Genomic DNA, 19,886 nt, shown 5'->3' with positions numbered 1-19,886 from the left:
TTTAAAAAATATTTTGAACATTTTTAATTTTAATTTATAAAATGTTTTATTTAAAACGCTATATATTAAATTATGACATAATTATATATTAATAATTAAAAAAAATTAAAATTTATAAAAACACTTAATTAATTAATTTTCACCAGCAATAGTTAAATCTCCAGCATAAACACTAGGACTTCCGAAACCTGAAACTTGAAATACTAAATCGTTAGCTATTTCTTTTAAATTTAATAAAATATCAAAAAAATTACCAGAAACAATAATCATTTTAACAGGTTTAGTGATTTTACCTTTTTCTATTTTAAAACCAGCCGCTTGGAGACTAAAATCTCCGCTTATATCATTAATTCCTGCATGAAAACCAATGATATAATCGATATAAACACCTTCGTCGATAGAAGAAATCATTTCTTCGAAAGTTTTGGTTCCTTTTTCTAAATACATATTAGTCATTGAAATAGAATTATCAAAACCGTTACCAGTAGGTTTAACATCAAAAATAAGTGATGTTTTTAAATTATGAATAAATTGTTGAAAAACACCTTTATCAATAATTTTTTTGGTATAACAAGCCACTCCTTCATCATCAAATTTATATTGACAAAGCGCTTCTTTACATAAAGGATCGTCAATCAAAGTAACTTTTGGAGAAGCTATTGTAGTGCCTTGTTTATCTTTTAATTTAGTTAAATTACGATAAGCGTTCATACCGTTAAAAATAGAACTAAAATTTTTTAAAAAATTAGCAAAAATTTTATTTGAAAAAACAACTGGATAAGTTTTAGATTTTAAAGATTGAGATGTTAATTTCGATTCTCCTAAAGATATTATTTTTTCAGCGTATTTTTGAATATCAAATTTGTCAAATTCTTTAACTACAAAATATTCATAAATTTCTTCTATATCTTCATTTTTTTGAAAAACACAAGAAACAGAAATAGTTAAAAAACTTAATTTTTCTTCTAAATTTAACCCTTTAGAATTAACTATTTTATTTTCTAAGTAAGTTTCGTCATAAGAAATAGTATCGATTTTTTTTAATAAAACACTTTTTAATAATTCTTTTTCTAATTGAAATAATAAATCATATTTTTTTTGAATATTAATTTGTGAAAAATCAAAATTAGAATTATTAACCATAGGATAAGAAGGAGAACCTTCAAAAATAATATCTTTTTCTTTAATATTTAAAACTGAAATTTGATTTCTAAGATTTTCTAAAATATCTTCCATTTTAGTTTCATCTATTTTTTCTAAATACATAGAAGACTTTTTGTTTTGGAATAAACCTTTAATAGTTGTTCCTAAAACATCATTTTGAACATGTTCGTGAATTTTACCATCTTCTAAATTTACAGTTATGCTTTTTTTTCTATCAGTTAAAATTTCTAAAGCTTCAAAATTTTGAGATAAAGCTGTATTAAACCATTTTTTATAATTTATATTATTATTGTTAATCATTTTTTTTGACTTCCTCCGACAATCATATCTTGAACTCTAATAGTCGGTTGACCTAAATCTACAGGTACATATCCAGAAACAGAACCACAATATCCTTGATCCAAATCTAAATCATTAGCGACACGGTCAATTTTTAATAAAACATCTTGTCCTTTTCCTATTAATATCATTCCTTTAACAAACTTAGTTAATTTTCCGTCTTCGATTAAATATCCAGATTTAACCATGAAATTAAATTCTCCTGTAGTAGTCATAACTGTTCCGCCACCAAAACTTTCAGCATATAAACCTTTTTTAGTATCTTTAATAATTTGTTCTGGTGTATCTTTGCCAGCAGCAATGTAAGTAGAATTCATTCGAGAAGTAGGTGAATATTTATAAGATTGTCTTCTGGATGAACCAGTAGCTTTCATTTTCATTTTTAAGCTATTACGATAATCTATTAAATAATTTCTTAATATTCCGTTTTCAATTAAAATATTTTTTTGTGTTGGGTGGCCTTCATCGTCAAAATTTAATTTTCCCCAAGAATTTTGAATAGTACCATCATCATAAGCAGTTACAACATCTGAAGCTATTTTTTTATTTATTTTATCACAGAAAGGGGATAATCCTCTAGCGATAGCAGTCGCTTCTAAAGAGTGACCGCAAGCTTCATGAAAAATAACTCCTCCTGAACCACCTTTAATAACTAAAGTCATAGTTTGAGGTTTAATTGTTTCGGCCGTTAATAACATAATTGCCTTTTTAGCTGTTTTTGTAGCTGTATTTTCAAAATCTATAAGATCGAAAATTTCTAAACCCATAGAACGTCCATGATGTTCATTAAATTCTTCCATATTTTTTTCATCTTTAGCAACAGCTGTCATAGAACACATAATATAAGGTCGAAAATCTTTTTGATAAACACCTTTAGAATTAGTAACTAAAATATTTTGTTCTTTTTCTTCAAAATTAACTATACTTTGAATAATTTTAGAATCATATTCTTTCATAATTCTGGATAATTTCATCATTTTATTAATTTTATCAGAAATAGTCCAATTATTAAAATTAATTTTTATATTATTGTTTATGTTTTTAGATTCTCCAAGCGGAATTATTTTTGTAATTACTTCGCCATTATTAACATTTTTTTGTTCTTCTATTAAAGAAACTATATATTTATATTCTATTTTATTAGTATAAATATAAATTTCATCCATTTTGTTTAATAAACGTATACCTAATCCAAAAATATAGTTTGTACGGTAACTCACCACTTCTTTATCTATAATTATTAAGGAATTCGAGATATTATCTTCAAAAAATAATTCAATAAAATCAAAACCTTTATTCAATCCTATTTGTAAAATCTCTTGAATTTCATTTTTTGATAACATAAAAATAATTTCCTTTAATTTTTATAATTTTATTTATTTTTTTATAAATAAATAATATTTTTATTTTATTTAATCTTAAAAATTAATTTAATTATTTTAAATAAATTGGTATTTTTTATTTCATTTGAATTTGCAAAATTTTATTATTATAAGAAACATTATTTTGAGATTGAACTTGTTTAGCTAAATTCATAGGAATTTCGAAAACAGTCTTATTATGAAAATGTTTTATATTTCCAATATTTTTGCTATAAATATTAAATTTATCTTTTAATAATTTTAAAAGCAATGAAGGATTGATACCGTCATTTTTTCCTAAATTAATAATTAACTCTGTCATTGGTTTTTTATTAAATTTATTGTAACTGTTGTTGTAATTATTATTTGTTTTATTAAAGTCATTTGAAAAATTATTTGATTTAGAATAAGAATTTTTAAAATCATTTCCTTTCCAAATTTTTGGTTCTGATATATGTTCGTAATTTTTATTTTTTGGAGCTAAATGTTGTAAAAGAGCAGAAATAATTTCTTTAGGTTCTTTGTCTTTTAATAAAGTATCAATAAAAGGATTTTCTTTTGTTTCTGTTTTTTGATTTTCTTGTATTAAATGTAAAATTTGTTCTTCGAAAAATTTATTTTGTTCTTGTTGAATCGCTTCTACCGTCGGAACATTTAAATAAGTTATTGTTTCTTTTAAATAATTCATTAGTTTCTTGAATTGAAAAACTTTTCTTAAACCGACAAAAGTATAAGCTGAACCTGTTTTTCCAGCTCTTCCTGTTCTACCGATTCTGTGAACATAAACTTCTTCTTCGTGAGGCAAATCATAATTAATAACCATTTTAATATCAGAAATATCTATACCTCTAGCAGCAACATCGGTAGCAACTAAAATTTTAATATTTTTTTTTCTAAAGTTATTCATGACATATTGTCTTTGGTTTTGTTTTAAATCACCATGAATAGCATCTACTAAAAAATCTTTATCTTGTAAATAATTTAAAATCGTATCTACATCTCTTTTAGTATTAGCGAAAATAATTACTGAATCAGGATTTTTTTGATCTAAAAGCCTTACTAAAAGTTTATTTTTATCAAATTCTTTTATAACAAAATAAAATTGTTCAATTGATTTGACAACAATTTGATCTTGTTTAGCTTTTAAAATTTTAGGATTTTTTTGATATTTAAAAGCTATTTCACGAATAGCATCAGGCATTGTAGCCGAAAATAAAATAGTTTGTTTTTCTGCTGGAATCTTAGATAAAATAGTTTCGACAGCTTGTTGAAAACCCATTTTTAACATTTCATCAGCTTCATCTAAAGTTAAGATTTTTACTGATGATAATTCTACTTTTTTTCTTTCTAATAGATCTATTATTCTTCCAGGAGTAGCAATAATAATTTGTGGTTTTTTGTCTAACTCTTGAAATTGTTTTATATAACTTTCTCCACCATAAACAACAATCGTTTTCATTTCAGAATAAAATTTTAATAATTTTTGAATTTCTAAAAATACTTGTAATGCTAATTCTCTTGTAGGACATAATATTAAAGATTGAACTTTTTTTACTTTAGGGTCAATCTTTTCAATAATAGGAATAGCAAAAGAAAAGGTTTTACCTGTTCCTGTTTGTGATTGAGCTATTATATCGTGCCCTTCTATAATTTCTGGAATAACTAAAGCTTGAATTGGTGTAGGAGTCGCAAAATTTAACTCTTCTAAAGCGTCTTGGATTTGTTTTAATAAATTTAAATCTTTGAATAAAATACTCATTTCATTTTTCCCTTGCTAATTATTAAAAATAAAAATATTTATTTTCATTAAAAATATTTAGTAATTCATTTGTAATAAAAAAATTATTTTGAAATTTTTTATTCTTTTTATTACTGAAAAGAATAAAAAAATAAAATAAAATTTTATTAATATTAAATTTTATTATCTAAAATTGCATTTCTGAAAATAATATAAATAAATTTTTTTAGGAAAAATAATATATTTTATTTTAATTTAAAATAAATTTATTCTATATCAACCAATAACAAACTCTACATCGCTATAATCCAAAAATATTAATTTCAGGCAACAAAAAAATAATAAATTTACAATTTCTATATTTCTAAGTTAATTAAATATCTTTCATAATATTATACATTATTTTTTAACAAAACCAAAATATATAATATTAATTGTTGAATCCAATTTTAAAATTCGAATAATAATTTAAAATATATGGATAAATATTGATTTTAAATTCATTTATTTTTTTATTTCATTTACGAAATAAAAAAACATAGTTGATCATAAACTAAGTTTTATAATAATTTTAAAATGTCCTACTTCATTAAAATAGAATTAGTTAAAAAGTTATATTTAAATCAAACTATTTATCCAAAAAATAGTTTGATTTATTTTTTGTAATTAATAAAAAATAGAATGATATAAATTATATTTTTTTATAAATGAATTAATTTGATCCGATAATAAAAAAAGATCTTTTTTGATTTTGAGTTTTTTATAAAAATGAATTAATATAATAATATAGAAAATTATTAGTTTAGCGCTTAGTATTGTTATGTTTGGTTTTGTTGTTTTAGGCGAAAATAAAAAATTTAAATAATCTTGTTTAGCTAAATACCACATAAAAGATATAGCAATAGCGGTAACAGGAAGCACTCAATATGTCAAAAAATTTCCAAAGCCTCTATTTTTTTCTTGCCATTTTTTATATTCTTTCAAAAATTTAATAAAATAATTTTTTTAATATTAAATAATAAAAAAGTAATTTTGCCCTATTATCACCTATTATTTTTAAAATGTTGATTTTTTTGAAACAAATAATATAATTTATAAAAAAATAGAATGTTTTAAAAAATTGTAAATGTTTTTTTGATTCATTTTTAATAACTAATTCTTGTTTTTATTTTATATATTAATTTCAAAAATTTTCTACTTTCTTTTTTTATTTAAATAAATTAAGAACAATAAAATTGTTATTAATTTAATAGTTTAACGAAATGGTATAGTTGAGTATTTTCTTTTTTTACTAAAAACAAAAAAAGACTAGTTTTTTAACTAGTCTGTTTGGTATTAAAAATGAATTTATTTATAAAAATTTATAACAGTACGACTTATAATATAAAAAACTAAAATTTTTAACATTTATTATTTTTATTTTTTTTAATATTTCGCTTTAACTTATACAATAAACCATAAAAATAGAATTGTAATAAATATAAGTATAAAACAACGTATTATATAATTTAATTTTGTTTGTTTTGTTTGTTTTTCGTAATAAAAAACACTGATAATGAAATAATTATGTGAGTTTATAGTTTTATTAAAATCTTTTTCTAAAAATGATAAAATTCTTAGCCATTTAAAAAATTTAACATAAAAACACCATAAATCGCTAAAAAACTCTAACATAACATATATTGCTAATAATAAAACAAGAACAACAAGTAAAATTAATAATTTATCAGAAATTTTATAATAATTAATTTTATAAAAAATATTAATCATAAATAAAATAATGACAAGTGATAACAAAGATGAAATACAAATCATGAATTTACGTAAAAAATAATTTTTGTTTAAAGGAAATTCTTTGTCATATATATCATATTTTGAGTATAAGGGTTTTCGTCCACCACCGGGAAAAGTCTCTCCAAAAGCAATATTGTCTAATGTTTTAGCTTTGTTAGGATCTTTATAAATAATTGTTTTTCCTTTCATAATTTTAAAACAAATATAAGACAATAATCCGATTGCCATTAATCCTGATAAAAACTTTGAAATATTGACTATCACACTTATAAAAGTGAATTTATTTTCTATTTTATGATCAAAGGCACCAATAATGAAAATAAAAGTCAAAATCAAAAAAACAATAATATCTTTGATTAATTTTTTTTTATTTATTTTTCTCATCTTTTATTTCAAAAAAACTTTCTTACCACCATTTTAATTTACATAAAGTATCACCGATGCCATAACCTATATCTTTAATTGTATTTACAGTCGCCTTTGGCAACCCCTTCTACAGCTCCAGTCGCTCCCTTGGCTAGATTTTCTGCTAAATCTAAGGGATTTTCTACTTCTTTATAATCTTGATTTTTGTCACCTTTTATAATACCTTCCAAAAAATTTGCTGGATAACTTTTAGCTTTTCCTACGGTTTTCCAACCCTCTAAACCTCCTTTGGCTAAATTATTCACTCCCGGAATATCATCAACTACGTCAGTACAACCCATTATAAAATTTTCTAATTTACTAATAATCGTACTAGCTACTTCTAAAGCGTCAGGATTTTGTTCTAAAATGTCACCTACACGATCCGTTAATTTTTCACTAGTTAATTCTGAAAAACCAGTAATTATAAAATTACCAACGCTCAAATCCTTAATAGCTTTACTAGATACTTTTTTTGCTATTTTTTTCATAATGTTTTTGGTAGTAATTTTTTTTAATCCTGGTATTTTCCATATTAAATAAATTCCTAAATTTTCATTATTTTTAGCGTGTTCTGCTTTCAAAATATCATTATGTTGTAAAAGATCAACTTCTGGTGTTTTCCAAAAACAATACATATGAGGAGAACCGTTACCTAACCATCTCAGATCGATAAAATCATAATTCTCATTTCTGCCATTACGAGAACCACCATCAAAATAAACAGCTAATAAATCATTATCATTATCTTTAATATACCAATGAATACTGCCATTTCTTTCTTTATTATAAGAAGGAGTGTTAGAAACATTATTATCAAAAGAAGAATTAAAATGATTTTTAATATAATTCGAAACATTATCATTATTAGCTTTTTTATCTAAAAGAACATGAACAATCTCAGTTCCCCTAATCGTTCTTTCGTAAATTTCATTGTCTTCATAAGCCAACACTTGATTAGATATCATAAATAAGATAAAAGGAAATAAACAAAATAATAATTTAACTTTTAAATTTGGAATAACATTTAAAGACATAAAAACCTCCATATTTTAAAATTAATAAAAAATTTTTTATGATAAATAAATACCTATATAAAAACAGGTTTTTTAATCTAAATATATATTTTTTTCATTAAATAAATATTTTGCTAATATATATGATTATTGTTTATTATTATATTATTAATTCAATAAAATGTCAAGTTTTTGAAACAAATAATATAATTTATAAAACAATAGAATGTTTTAAAAAAATGTAAATGTTTTTTTAATTCATTTTTAATAACTAATTCTTGTTTTTGATTTTGTTTTTATTTTGTATTTTCATTTCTTAATTAATTAAAATTTAATTGATAAATAATTAATTCTTTCTCTTGTTATATTTCCGATTTGATAATTTGTTATATAATCATTGTCGCATCGAAACCTAAACTAAATGTTTAGTAACTCTTTTTTTAAATGTTTTTTTAATTATTATGTTATTGTTAATTAAAAAATAATTCTTTATTTTTTTTAAAATTGAGTCTTTATCGCTCTTATTGATAAGAGTAATATAATTAACGCCATCTTATCGATTAATTCGTTTTTAAGTCTTAAATTTCATCTCTTTTTTTAAAATTTCTTTCTTTATTTACTTTTTGATAAACAATAACTAATTGAAAAATGGAGTTAAATTTAAGTAATAAAAAATAACTTAGTGTATAATTTAAATTTAATTGTTGTTGATGGAGCGAGATACAGCGAAGATTAAAAAATAAATTAAAATAACATGATTCAATTTCCGCTACATGTTGTCTAAAATTCTTCATTTTTAAAACCTCTTTTTACTAAAAACAAAAAAAAGACTAGTTTGTTTAACTAGTCTTTTCAGTATTAAAAATGAATTTATTTATAAAATTTTATAACAGTAAACAGTACGTGTGCGTCCTACAGTTAAAATTAAATATTAACTTTTAGAAATATTTTGCTTAAAAGAATAATTTTCAGAATAAAGATCGTAAGTTTTAATAACTCTTTTTTTTATAATAAAAAATACAATAAAATTAGTAATATTGGATGTCAAAACAGGAATTAAATTTAATACCCAAATAGTCATAAATTGCATTTTAGGAGTATCTTGAAGCCAATTTAATAATTTTGTGTAATTGTTTTTTTGTAATGTTTTTATAATGTCGTTGTACCAATATAAGTATCCACTTAATCCTCTTGATATACTTTGTACTAAAACAATCAAAATAAAACACATTATTATTTTTTTAAAATTATTTTTGCGAAGATCCATAAAAATAGCAATAAAAATATAAGCTAAAACAGGAATAAAGTTACCATAAAAAACTAAAAAAGCAGTTGTCTTTGTAGCTCCTCCGCTTTTATCTAACATATATGGTATACTCATTGCATATTTAGGCCACGAATATAAACTAATGTCTAATATCATATATACAAAAAGAAAAAACAAAGTATCTTTTAATGAAAAAAATAAACATAGAAAAATTAAAGGAAGATGCCAAAAATTCCAATAATTAGAATAAATAATAGGCATCTTAAATTTTTTATCTAAATAAACGGAATTGATTTGAAATAATACTAATGAAACCGAAATTACAAGAGAAGCTAAAAGTATTTTTGTTAATTGAATATTTTTTATATTTTTTTTCATAATAAAATTATCTCATATCTTTATAATATATAAATAATATTTTAATAATAAAACAAAGAATTATTTATTATTAAATATAAATCGAGATTAATTAAATACAACTCTGATTTTTTTACTAAATTAAATTTAAATTTAATCCTAATTGAATATTAGCAAATATTATAACAAATTATTTATTTTAAGTATATTTCTTATAATTTATTAATATTTCGTTAATAATTATTTAATATTTTAATAAAAAAATTATTTTTTAATTTTATAGTAATATATTAGATAGAATTTTGTTGTTTATAAATATTTTTGTGTTATAAAATAAAAATATTACATTTCCTTTAAATAAGAGTTAAATTTATTTTGTTTTATCATTTCAATTTCTTTTTGATAAGGAGGCATATTATTGATAAAAGGAGTTTCTAATATTTTAGGTAAATGCGCAAAAGGATAATAATAAATAATTTTGATAAGAGCGCCAAAACCTATTTTTCCGTAACCTATATTTTCATGTCTATCTTTTCTACTGCCTAAATTATTTTTAGAATCATTAATATGAAGAACAGTTAAATATTTTAATCCGATAATGTTATCAAATTCTTCTATTACTTTTTGAAAATTATTTTTAATGTCATAACCTGCGTCAAAAACATGACAAGTATCAAAGCAAACACCTATTCTATCTTTGTTATCGATTAAATCAATAATTTCTTTTAATTCCCGAAAACAAGAACCTATTTCTGTTCCTTTCCCAGCCATAGTTTCTAAAATGATTTTAATTTGTAAAGAATTTGTATTTCTTAAAATTTGATTAATTCCTATAGCGATTAATTTAATTGCTTCTTTTTTAGTTTGTTCAAGATGATTTCCTGGATGCAAAACCATTTGTGGAATTTGTAATTGAGAAAATCTTTTTAATTCTTCTGTTAAAAAAGAGATAGCAAAATTTCTTTTTTCTAAAGAAGGATTAGCTAAATTAATAATATAAGGAGCGTGTCCTACTAAATCATTTAATTCAAAATTTTTTATTTTCATTTCTTTTAATGCTTCTTGTATGTAAGTTTGAGATATATTTGTTCTTTGAGTATTTTGAGGTGCTCCAGTGTAAATCATAAAAGTATTAGAACCAAACGATAAAGCTTGTTTAAAAGAATCTAAGTAAAAAAAAGGTTTTTTAAATGATACATGGCTACCTATTTTAATCATTTTTTTCTTGAAAAAATAACTTTCTTTTTATTAATTGTAGAATTTGTTTTTGTTTTCGAAATAAACTTTTTCTTTTTCGAAAAAGAAAAAGTTTTCTTATTAATATTATTTTTCTTATTATTAATATTTTGTGAATTTGTTGTTTTTATTTCACTAAAACCATTAGCAGTTAAAGCTATTTTTTTAAAAACAATATTATAATTTTTTTGAATTGTTGTTAAAGAAGCTTGTTCTTTATCATCGTAAAAAAGAACTACTTTACCTTCTTTTCCCATTCTTCCTGTTCTTCCGCTACGATGTTGAAAAAATTCTAAATTTTTTGAAGGCAAATTATAGTGAATAACCCATTCAATATCTAAGTCTAGGCCTCTAGCGCATAAATCACTAGTCAAAATATATTGGTATTTGTTTTTTTTAATTTCTGTCATTAAATATTTTCTTTTTTTAACATTTAAATCAGAGGAGAAATTTAAAATATTAAAATTAGAACTCTTTAAATATTCATATATTTTGGATTGTTCTTCTTTTTTAGAAACAAAAATTAAAGCTGAATAAGGATTTAAATTTTTCATGAAATGAATTAAATCGTTCAAACGTTTATCAGGAGAACTTTGTAAAAGATAATATGTTAAATTTAATTTTTGTTGAGAATGAACATCTAAAAATAATGATTTTCCGAAATATTTTTGTATAAAAGGATTCATATTATTCGTGATGGAAGCAGAAAATAATAAAATTTTAGGTTTCCATTTCGCTAATAAAACATCTAATAAAGATAATGAATTTTGTTCAAATAAAGTATCTGCTTCGTCTATAACTAAAAAAGAAGATTTAAAAATATTAAGTTTTTTAAAAACAGTAGTATATTCCATTAATTTATTTAAAGTAGTTATAATCAAAGGAGGTTGTTTTTTTTCTAAACTTGTTAAAATTTTTTGTTTATCCATACCTCCGTAAAAAATTTTTACTTGAGAAGTTCTTTGTTCTATTTCTTTGATCATTTTAAATACTTGAAAAATTAATTCATTAGTCGGTACAATAATAACCGCTTGAATAATATTTTTATTCCAATCAATTTGACTTAGAATCGGCAATAAATAAGCATGAGTTTTTCCTGTCCCTGTAGGAGCACTTCCTACTAAATGAAAAGGTTTCGAAAAATTTTCGAATACTTCTTTTTGAATAGGTGTTACTTTTTCAAAATTTAATTGTTTTAATTTTTGTTTAATATAATTTTCCATTCTCATGTCCTTATTATAAAATGAAATAATTGAAAATATTATTTTTTAAATATTTTTTATATATAATTAATATATAATTCAATATTTTTTTGATTCTTTACTAAAGAATTAATATAAAAATTTTTTTTAAAAAGAGGTTTAGTAGTGAAAAAAAAAATAAATTCTAAAAAAGATAAAAAATCAAACAAAGAACAAATTAAACATCCGTTTATAAAACAACAAAATATGTCTTGGAAATCAAGGATTTTCTTTTTCTGTTTAATTTTAATTTTAGCCTTGCCATCTATAATTATATTTGTAATCGAAATATGGAAATATATCAAAAAACATTGAAATATATAATAATTATATAAAAAAAATAATTAAAACGAGCTTTTAAAAAGAGCTCGTTTTTTTACATCTATTAATTCATCTTGAAATGAAAAAATTATTTTTTCGAAGATGAATTATTTTCAATAGCTTTTTTCAAATATTTTTCGACTTGACTCCAATTGATAACATTATAAAAAGCTTCTATATAATCTGGACGGCGGTTTTGATAATTTAAATAATAAGAATGTTCCCATAGATCTAAACCTAAGAGAGGATGTCCTATATCTAAAACTGTATTTTGATTAGGAGTATTGACGATTTTTAAATTATTTTGAAAATCATAAATTAACCATGTCCAACCACTTCCAAAAAGACTTTTTGCGCTTTCTGCAAAACGATCTTTGAAAGTTTCCAAATCGCCAAAATATTTTTGAATTAAATGATTTATTTTAAAAGAAGGATTACATATCTCATTTAATTTTAAAATAGTCCAAAAAAAAGAATGATTAAAATGTCCTCCTCCGTTATTTAGAACAGTTTGTTGGATATCTACTGGTAAAGAAGATAAATTTTTTAATAAAAATTCTAAATCTTTATTATTTATTTGGTGTTTTTGTAAAGCTGCATTAAGATTATTAATATAAGTTTGGTGATGTTTAGTGTGATGAATTCCCATTGTTTTTGCATCTATAAAAGGTTCCAAAGAATCATATGCATATTTTAATTGTGGCAATTCAAATAAATTGTCTTTCATTAGTTTAAGAACATTTCCTTTCGTAATATAAATTTAATTTATTTTAATAAAAAATAATTAAATCTAATTTTTAATTGTAACATTTTTATTATATAAGAAATAATATATAAAAGAATAATTGTATTATTAAAAAATTTCGGAAATAAATAAATAATTAAAAAAATTTATAAATTTACAGAAATTTGTAAAATTTCTTTATCTGTTAAAATTTGTGTATATGGGATATCTGAAAAAATTATATTTTTCCAATTATTTATTTCTTGATCTAATAAAAATACAATAGCATTAAAAAAACAATATCCATCTCCTAATGTATCTTCGAAATCATTTATAAAAAAATGATTTTTATCATTTTTAAGTTCTAATATGAAAGTTTGTGTTTCAGAATTAGATTTATTTATAGAATTATAAGCTAGATAATCATTAATAAATAAGTTTATTTTTTTATTCAATTTTTCTCCTAAAAAATTAATAGTTCCAAATATTAAAGGAGAGGATGCTGTCCCTAAATTACCATTTAAAATTTTTTCTATAAATATTTCTTTATCGCCTATCCATAACGTTTTATATTCGTATATATTATTTTGTAAACCTATAATAAATCGGTTTAATCCTAAATAAGCTAAAGCTTTTGAATAATTATTGTCAAATTTGGATAATAATTTTTTCGGAGTTTTAAAAAAATTTTTTTGTTCATAAATAATGGTTTCTTTTTTGTTTTGTTTTTCTTTTTGTATCGCAAAAATAAAAAAAATAATCAAAATAAGAATAATACTGGGAATAATTAAAAATAAAAAAATATTTTTTATTTTCAATATTAAAACCTCTTTCGTTATTTTCGATTTATTTCGAAAATTATGTTCAAAAATAGAACAAATATATTTTATAGATGTTTTTTTATTTATAACTATATATATATATATATATATATATATTATTAACTATTTATACTAAATTTAGTATTTAAAATTTTAGAAAATTATTTTTATTTTATTTTTGATATTTTATTTTTGAAACATAAAGTAAATAATTTGAATATTTCAAATTTAGTAATTTTAAAAAAAGTATTAAATCATTAAAGCAATAAAGAACAGTGAAGAGCAGTAAAAAGCAGGAATGGTAAATTTTTGTAAATATAATTTGACAATATATTTAAAAATATATTATAATTAAAGTGTAGTTATAAAATCGAGATTTTACAATTTTAATTTTTAAATTTTTCTAAATATATTAAACTATTTTATAAATTTATTTTTTTCAAATATTTAATGTTTGGGAAATCCATTTTCATTAGTTTTTGATTCTATCTTTTTTTTTAATATATAATTTTTGAATTGATTTATTTTTTAAGCTATTTATAAATGAAATTTTTATCAAATTTAGAACGAATGAAATCAAATATAATCGCTTTAATTTTCTCTTAATTAAAATTAATAAATGTTTTATAGTTAATTTTAACTCTTTTTTAGAATGAACGAAATCCAATATAATTATTTTAATTTTCTTTTCATTAGAATTAATAATTTTTTTATAGTTAATTTTAATTATTTTTTAGAACGAACGAAACTCAATATAATCATTTTAATTTTCTTTTATTGTGAATAGATTAAGTTAATTATTATAATGTTAAAATATTTAAAAAAATTATAGATTAAGGAAATTATTATAATGTTGAAAATATTTAAAAAAAATTTTAGATTTTTTTTTATTATTCTTATTACTTGTTTTATTTTAATAATTCCTGTTTCAGCTTTTTTATTAAAAATAACTCCTAAAAAGGACACAAAAGAAATTGTTGTTATAGCGACAACTACTATTTTAGATGACGCGATAAGGCATTTGATAGGCGAAGTAGATAAAGATGAAGATTCTGGATACAAAAAAATAGAAAGTATTATTTGCAATGATCCTTTAATGGGAGTAGGAATAGATCCGCATAATTATAAAACTAAATTATCGGATCGCAGCAAAATTAAAAAAGCGGATTTGGTAGTTGTTAACGGTTTACATTTAGAAGCTAAAATGGTCGAAGCTTTCAAACTTTTATCCAAAGATGATACATTATTCCCAATTGGCGATATTTTAAAACAAAAAGATATAGAACAAAAAGATATATTACAAGAAGGAAATTCTGAAGATTGTGATCCTCATATTTGGTTTGATATCGATTTATGGTTGAAAGTAGTTGATGAATTGAAAGATAAATTATACGAAATAATACCTAACTCAGACGATAAAAAACAATTAGACGACAATTATAAATTATTTACAAAATCATTAGAAAATTTAAAACAATATATTATTAAAGAAACAAAATATTTAAAAGATTCAAAAAAACAAAATAATAATGAATTAATTTTAGTGACAGCTCATGATGCTTTTTCTTATTGGAAAAAATTTTCTAAAAGACATGGATGTGAATTTGAATTGCATTCTATACAAGGGATTTCAACGCAAACAGAAGCGAATATGAAAGACATAATAGAATTGGCAGAAAAATTAACTAATAACAATGTCAAAGCTATTTTTACAGAAAGTTCAATGCCAAAAGATTCCTTACAAAGTTTAAAAGAAGAAGTCGATAAATCTAGAAACAAAAGAGGGTTAGGCCCTATTTTGATTCCTAAAAATGCAGAATTATATTCTGATTCTTTAGGAAAAGACGGACAAGAAACATTAAACGGCTGCACTTATAAACACTCTACTTATGTAGGTGCGTTTTTAAATAATATGAAAATTATAAAGAAATATTTATTATGAAAAAAAAAATATCAATTAAAATTAGAGATTTAACTGTTGCTTATCATTTGAAACCTGTTTTATGGGATATAGATATCGATATTTATAAAAGTTCTTTGACAGCTATTTTAGGTCCTAATGGAGCAGGGAAATCTACTTTAATTAAGACTTTGATAGAATTGATTCCTAAAATCTCAGGAGAAGTTTTATTTAATAACGAAAAATATAAAAATATAAGAAAAAAAATAACTTATGTACCGCAAAGAAATTCTGTAGATTGGGATTTTCCTACTACTGTTTTTGATGTTGTTTTGATGGGAAGATATGGACATTTAGGATGGTTTAAGAGACCTACTCTTTATGATAAAAAAATAGTTTTAGATTCTTTAGAAAAAGTGGGAATAACAGAACTTAAAGATCGTCAAATTTCAGAACTTTCGGGCGGGCAACAACAAAGAATTTTTTTAGCTAGAGCTTTAGCTCAAGAAGGTGATATTTATTTAATGGATGAACCTTTTCAAGGAGTCGATATTCAAACAGAAAAAAAAATTATAACTGTTTTGAAAGAATTACAAAAGCAACAAAAAACTATTGTTGTAGTTCATCATGATTTAGAAACTGTGAAACAATATTTTGATCATGTTATTTTATTAAATATTCAAAAAATAGCTAGTGGCGAAACTGATAAAGTATTTAATTCAGAAAATATAAAAAAAACTTATAAAAATTATCAACTAAATAAAAAAATAAATAAAACAAATGCAAAAAAATAATATTTTTAAAAGGAGTAAACATTAAATGAATATTGGTGATGTGAAATCGTTTTTTTCTTTATTAAATACTTATACTGCTTTTAAAATTTTTATAGGTTCTTTTTTATTAGGAATAACATCTGGTATATTGGGTATTTTTATTAATTTGAAAAAAAAATCTTTAATAGGGGATGCTCTTTCACATACTGTTCTTCCAGGGATCGCTCTTTCTTATATCTATTTTCGAGATACTAGTGAATGGGTTATTTGGATAGGCGCTTTTGGAGCCTCTTTAGTATCTTTATTTTTGATGGAAGTGATCAAAAGATATTCTAAAATTAAATCAGATACTGTTTTATCTTTGATTCTAGCTTCTTTTTTTGGTTTAGGAAATGTTTTGATGGCTTATGCCCAAAAAGGAACTGATGATTGTTCTATTGCTGTTTTGGAAAAATTTATTTTAGGCCAAATTGCTTTAATTTCGCAAGAACATGTTATAATGGTCGGCGTTATAACTTGTTTAACTATTTTAACTATCATCTTTTTATGGAAAGAATTAAAAGTTTTTACTTTTGATGAGTCTTTTTCTCAAAGTATAGGTTTTAATAATATTATTTTAAAATTAATTTTAAATACTTTGTTAATAGGTTTAATTATAATCAGTTTAAAAATAACAGGAATTATTTTAACTAGTGCTTTTTTAATTATGCCAGGAGTAATAGCCCGTTATATAAGTGATAGATTATTAACAAATATAATAATTGTTTCTATAATTTCTTTTTTATCTAGTTTTATCGGAATAATTATTAGCTTGAATATACATAATATGCCAACAGGACCTATTATTATAGTTGTGAATACTCTTTTTATTTTTTTAACTTGTTTATTTGCTCCTAAATACGGAATTTTTAAAAAAATTTGGCAACAAAAAAAATATCAAAACAAAATTACAAAATTTAGGCAATTAATACATTTTTATCATAACGAAGAATACGATGAATTTCAAAAAATAGATTTGTTTTTATTTGATGAGAAATATTTACAACAAGAATCTGGAAAAATTAAAATTACTCCCAAAGGAATTAATTTAGTGGAAAATTTAATAAACGGTGACATTTGATTATGCATTTTATTGATACGATTGTAAATTCTTTCGAAATAGATATTTTTTTAATTTTAATTTTTTGTTCTTTATCTTTAGCTAATTTAGGTGTTTTTTTGATTTTAAAGAAAGTTTCTATGGTTATAGACGCTATTAGTCATAGTGTTTTATTAGGAATCGTAATTGCTTATTTGATAGTAAAAGATTTGAACTCTCCTTTTTTAATTATTGGAGCGACTTTAATAGGAATTTTAACTTTTTATTTAATAGAATTAATAAGTAAAAATAGTAAAATTTCAAAAGATTCAGCTATCGGAATTATTTTTACTTTTTTCTTTTCTTTAGCAATTATTATTATTAGTATATATATTAGAGATATTCATATAGATACTGACGCTGCTCTTTTAGGGCATATCGAATTAGCTCATATTTCACAATTATATAAAATAATTCCTATTTTAATATTAAGTTTATGTTTTGTTGTTATTTTTTATAAAGAATTAAAAATTTTTATTTTTGATCCTTCTTTGGCTAATATTTTAGGATTTTCTTCTCTTTTTATTAATTATGCTTTGATGACTTTAACATCTTTGACAGCTGTTATTTCTTTTGATGTAGTTGGTACCATAATGGCTATTGTTTGTATGATTGGTCCTGCCGCTACAGCTATATTGTTAACTAAAAGATTATCAATAGCTTGGGGGTTATCTTTATGGATATCTTTTGTAAGTACTAGTTTGGGTTATTATTTAGGAATTTATTTTGATCTGCCTGTTTCGGGATTAATTTCAGTAGTTATTTTATTTATTTTTTTGATTGTTTTATATTTTGAACCTAAAAACGGCATTATAGCTAAAATTATTAAACATTATTTGTATAAAAAATCTTTTCTGATAATTATTTTATTAATGCATTTAGAAAATCATTTTCAACAAAATAAAAAAAATTATATAAATGATGTAAAAAAAGATTTAAAATGGTCTTCAGAACGTTACAAAACATGTTTAAAGAAAGCGATCAAATTAGGATATATAATAAATAAAAATACAGAATTAATTATTACTGATTACGGAAGAAAATATTTATATCAAAAAAATCAAAAATTTGGATTAAGTCATAATTTGGATTAACTAATATTAATTCAAATTTTATAAGTTATTTTATAAAACAAAATCTAACTAGGCCAAAAATGGTTCTTTTCAAAATATTAAAAAAATTTTAAATTGTGATTTGTCGTCGTCATTTTTTATGTTAAATTTGTTATTTTGATATTCTTTTGTTGTTTGTTAATTTTTCTACTGTTTGAATTGCTTTTAAAATTTTAATACTCTTTTTTTCTTTTTTTAATTTCCTCCATATAAAAGAAAAAAAACAAACTATTTATTGAAAAATAAATAGTTTGTTTTTTAAAACTTAATAACTGTAAAAAAGTTTTATTTTTCCAAAGCGGTAAAAAGCAGCGGGAAGAAGTTAAAAATATATTATTTCTAATGATTGCGAAGGCGGACGCTGTTTATGAAAACGATGTTGTCAATATAAATCATTAAACAAATTTAACAAAAAAACAAAAAAGTTTAAAATAATAAATTTTATGTAAATTATTATAATATAAAAGTATTAAATTATTTCAAAATTAATCACAAAATGTTTTTTTATTTTAAAAACTAAGAAAGGGATGATATAATTATGGAAATAGAAACATTAAAATTAATAATTGAAATATTTATTGCTATAAGTTTGTTTATGGATGTTATAATTTATTTTAAATTTCTTAAACGCGTTAGAAAAAACGAAAAAGAAATAATTCTAATAAATCAAAACTTGTTCAAACTATTTAATTTAACCGATGAACAATTAAAAAACACTTTAATAAAAATTGAAATCATAGACCGAAGAAGCAATAAAAAATAAAATTTTATCTCAAAATAACTTATTAATTCCAAGTTCTGTTTTATTTTAGCAATTGTCTAACTCTAATATTTTGTACTAACTCGATTTAATTATATATATTTTATATGCTAATCGAAATATATAATTAAAATTAATTATAACATTAATTAAAAAAATGTTTAAATGAATTTGTGACGGAATATATAATAACACTAAATTAAAGGTTATCAAGAAGTTATTTGAGGTTGAATAAAAGTAATAACTTACTGAATTTAATTCATAAAATAAAATAACTTAATTAAAAAGTTAAATTATTACAAAAAATAATTACTAAAATTAAAAAAACTGAAAAATACAAAAGTAATTAATTATTATTTGTTCTTTTGTAATAATAAATATATTGTAATTAAATTAAATTATTCATTGTCGTCTAATTC

The 19,886-nt window shown here is 21.5% G+C and carries 15 protein-coding genes; 4 read left to right on the top strand and 11 right to left on the bottom strand.

Features of this window, described 5'->3' with window-relative positions; translation table 11 throughout:
- Positions 1-132 precede the first annotated feature (132 nt).
- The 11 genes from CWO85_RS00530 to CWO85_RS00470 form a co-directional block, all read right to left on the bottom strand.
- Positions 133-1,464 carry a TldD/PmbA family protein gene (locus CWO85_RS00530; RefSeq protein ID WP_121463758.1) on the bottom strand — a complete coding sequence of 444 codons (1,332 nt, stop codon included), beginning with the start codon at positions 1,462-1,464 and terminating at the stop codon, positions 133-135.
- Positions 1,461-2,846: a TldD/PmbA family protein gene (locus CWO85_RS00525; RefSeq protein WP_121463757.1), complete on the bottom strand. Its 1,386-nt coding sequence runs from the start codon at positions 2,844-2,846 to the stop codon at positions 1,461-1,463. Before CWO85_RS00525 ends, CWO85_RS00530 begins: the two co-directional genes overlap by 4 nt.
- Before the next feature lie 115 nt (positions 2,847-2,961).
- Positions 2,962-4,623, bottom strand: coding sequence for a DEAD/DEAH box helicase (locus tag CWO85_RS00520; RefSeq protein ID WP_121463756.1), 1,662 nt, complete (start codon positions 4,621-4,623; stop codon positions 2,962-2,964).
- A gap of 1,422 nt (positions 4,624-6,045) precedes the next feature.
- The gene (locus CWO85_RS00510) at positions 6,046-6,780 is read right to left on the bottom strand and encodes a hypothetical protein (RefSeq protein WP_201736599.1); all 735 of its coding nucleotides are present in this window, start codon (positions 6,778-6,780) and stop codon (positions 6,046-6,048) included.
- A gap of 74 nt (positions 6,781-6,854) precedes the next feature.
- Complete coding sequence (locus CWO85_RS03690) at positions 6,855-7,838, bottom strand: hypothetical protein (RefSeq protein WP_201736621.1); 984 nt, start codon at positions 7,836-7,838, stop codon at positions 6,855-6,857.
- 557 nt (positions 7,839-8,395) lie between these two features.
- A complete protein-coding gene (locus CWO85_RS00500; protein WP_121463754.1) occupies positions 8,396-8,611 on the bottom strand; it encodes a hypothetical protein in 216 nt (71 codons plus the stop codon).
- Positions 8,612-8,748: 137 nt separating this feature from the next.
- Positions 8,749-9,462, bottom strand: a complete 714-nt coding sequence (locus CWO85_RS00495; protein WP_121463753.1) for a hypothetical protein — start codon at positions 9,460-9,462, stop codon at positions 8,749-8,751.
- Between the two features lie 321 nt (positions 9,463-9,783).
- On the bottom strand, positions 9,784-10,659 hold the full coding sequence (locus tag CWO85_RS00490; RefSeq protein WP_121463752.1) for a deoxyribonuclease IV: 876 nt from the start codon (positions 10,657-10,659) through the stop codon (positions 9,784-9,786).
- Positions 10,656-11,900: a DEAD/DEAH box helicase gene (locus CWO85_RS00485; protein ID WP_121463751.1), complete on the bottom strand. Its 1,245-nt coding sequence runs from the start codon at positions 11,898-11,900 to the stop codon at positions 10,656-10,658. The genes CWO85_RS00490 and CWO85_RS00485 overlap by 4 nt, the downstream gene beginning before the upstream one ends.
- A 427-nt stretch (positions 11,901-12,327) precedes the next feature.
- Entirely contained in the window at positions 12,328-12,966 is a 639-nt protein-coding gene (locus CWO85_RS00475) for a superoxide dismutase (protein ID WP_121463749.1), read from the bottom strand.
- A 164-nt stretch (positions 12,967-13,130) separates the two neighbouring features.
- Complete coding sequence (locus CWO85_RS00470) at positions 13,131-13,781, bottom strand: hypothetical protein (protein ID WP_121463748.1); 651 nt, start codon at positions 13,779-13,781, stop codon at positions 13,131-13,133.
- Positions 13,782-14,634: 853 nt separating this feature from the next.
- Between CWO85_RS00470 and CWO85_RS00460 the strand changes: the two genes are divergently transcribed.
- The 4 genes from CWO85_RS00460 to CWO85_RS00445 are packed head-to-tail and all read left to right on the top strand — an operon-like array spanning position 14,635 to position 18,689.
- Complete coding sequence (locus CWO85_RS00460; protein ID WP_121463746.1) at positions 14,635-15,726, top strand: metal ABC transporter solute-binding protein, Zn/Mn family; 1,092 nt, start codon at positions 14,635-14,637, stop codon at positions 15,724-15,726.
- Entirely contained in the window at positions 15,723-16,478 is a 756-nt protein-coding gene (locus CWO85_RS00455; RefSeq protein WP_121463745.1) for a metal ABC transporter ATP-binding protein, read from the top strand. The genes CWO85_RS00460 and CWO85_RS00455 overlap by 4 nt, the downstream gene beginning before the upstream one ends.
- A gap of 25 nt (positions 16,479-16,503) precedes the next feature.
- Positions 16,504-17,577, top strand: coding sequence for a metal ABC transporter permease (locus CWO85_RS00450; protein ID WP_121463744.1), 1,074 nt, complete (start codon positions 16,504-16,506; stop codon positions 17,575-17,577).
- 2 nt (positions 17,578-17,579) lie between these two features.
- Positions 17,580-18,689, top strand: a complete 1,110-nt coding sequence (locus CWO85_RS00445) for a metal ABC transporter permease (RefSeq protein ID WP_121463743.1) — start codon at positions 17,580-17,582, stop codon at positions 18,687-18,689.
- Positions 18,690-19,886 lie beyond the last annotated feature (1,197 nt).

Origin of the sequence: Candidatus Phytoplasma ziziphi, from assembly GCF_003640545.1 — a bacterium.
In the GTDB taxonomy this organism is placed as follows: domain Bacteria; phylum Bacillota_I; class Bacilli_A; order Acholeplasmatales; family Acholeplasmataceae; genus Phytoplasma; species Phytoplasma ziziphi.
Note: the sequence above shows the minus strand (reverse complement) of the source record. Positions and strands in the feature narration are given on the sequence as shown.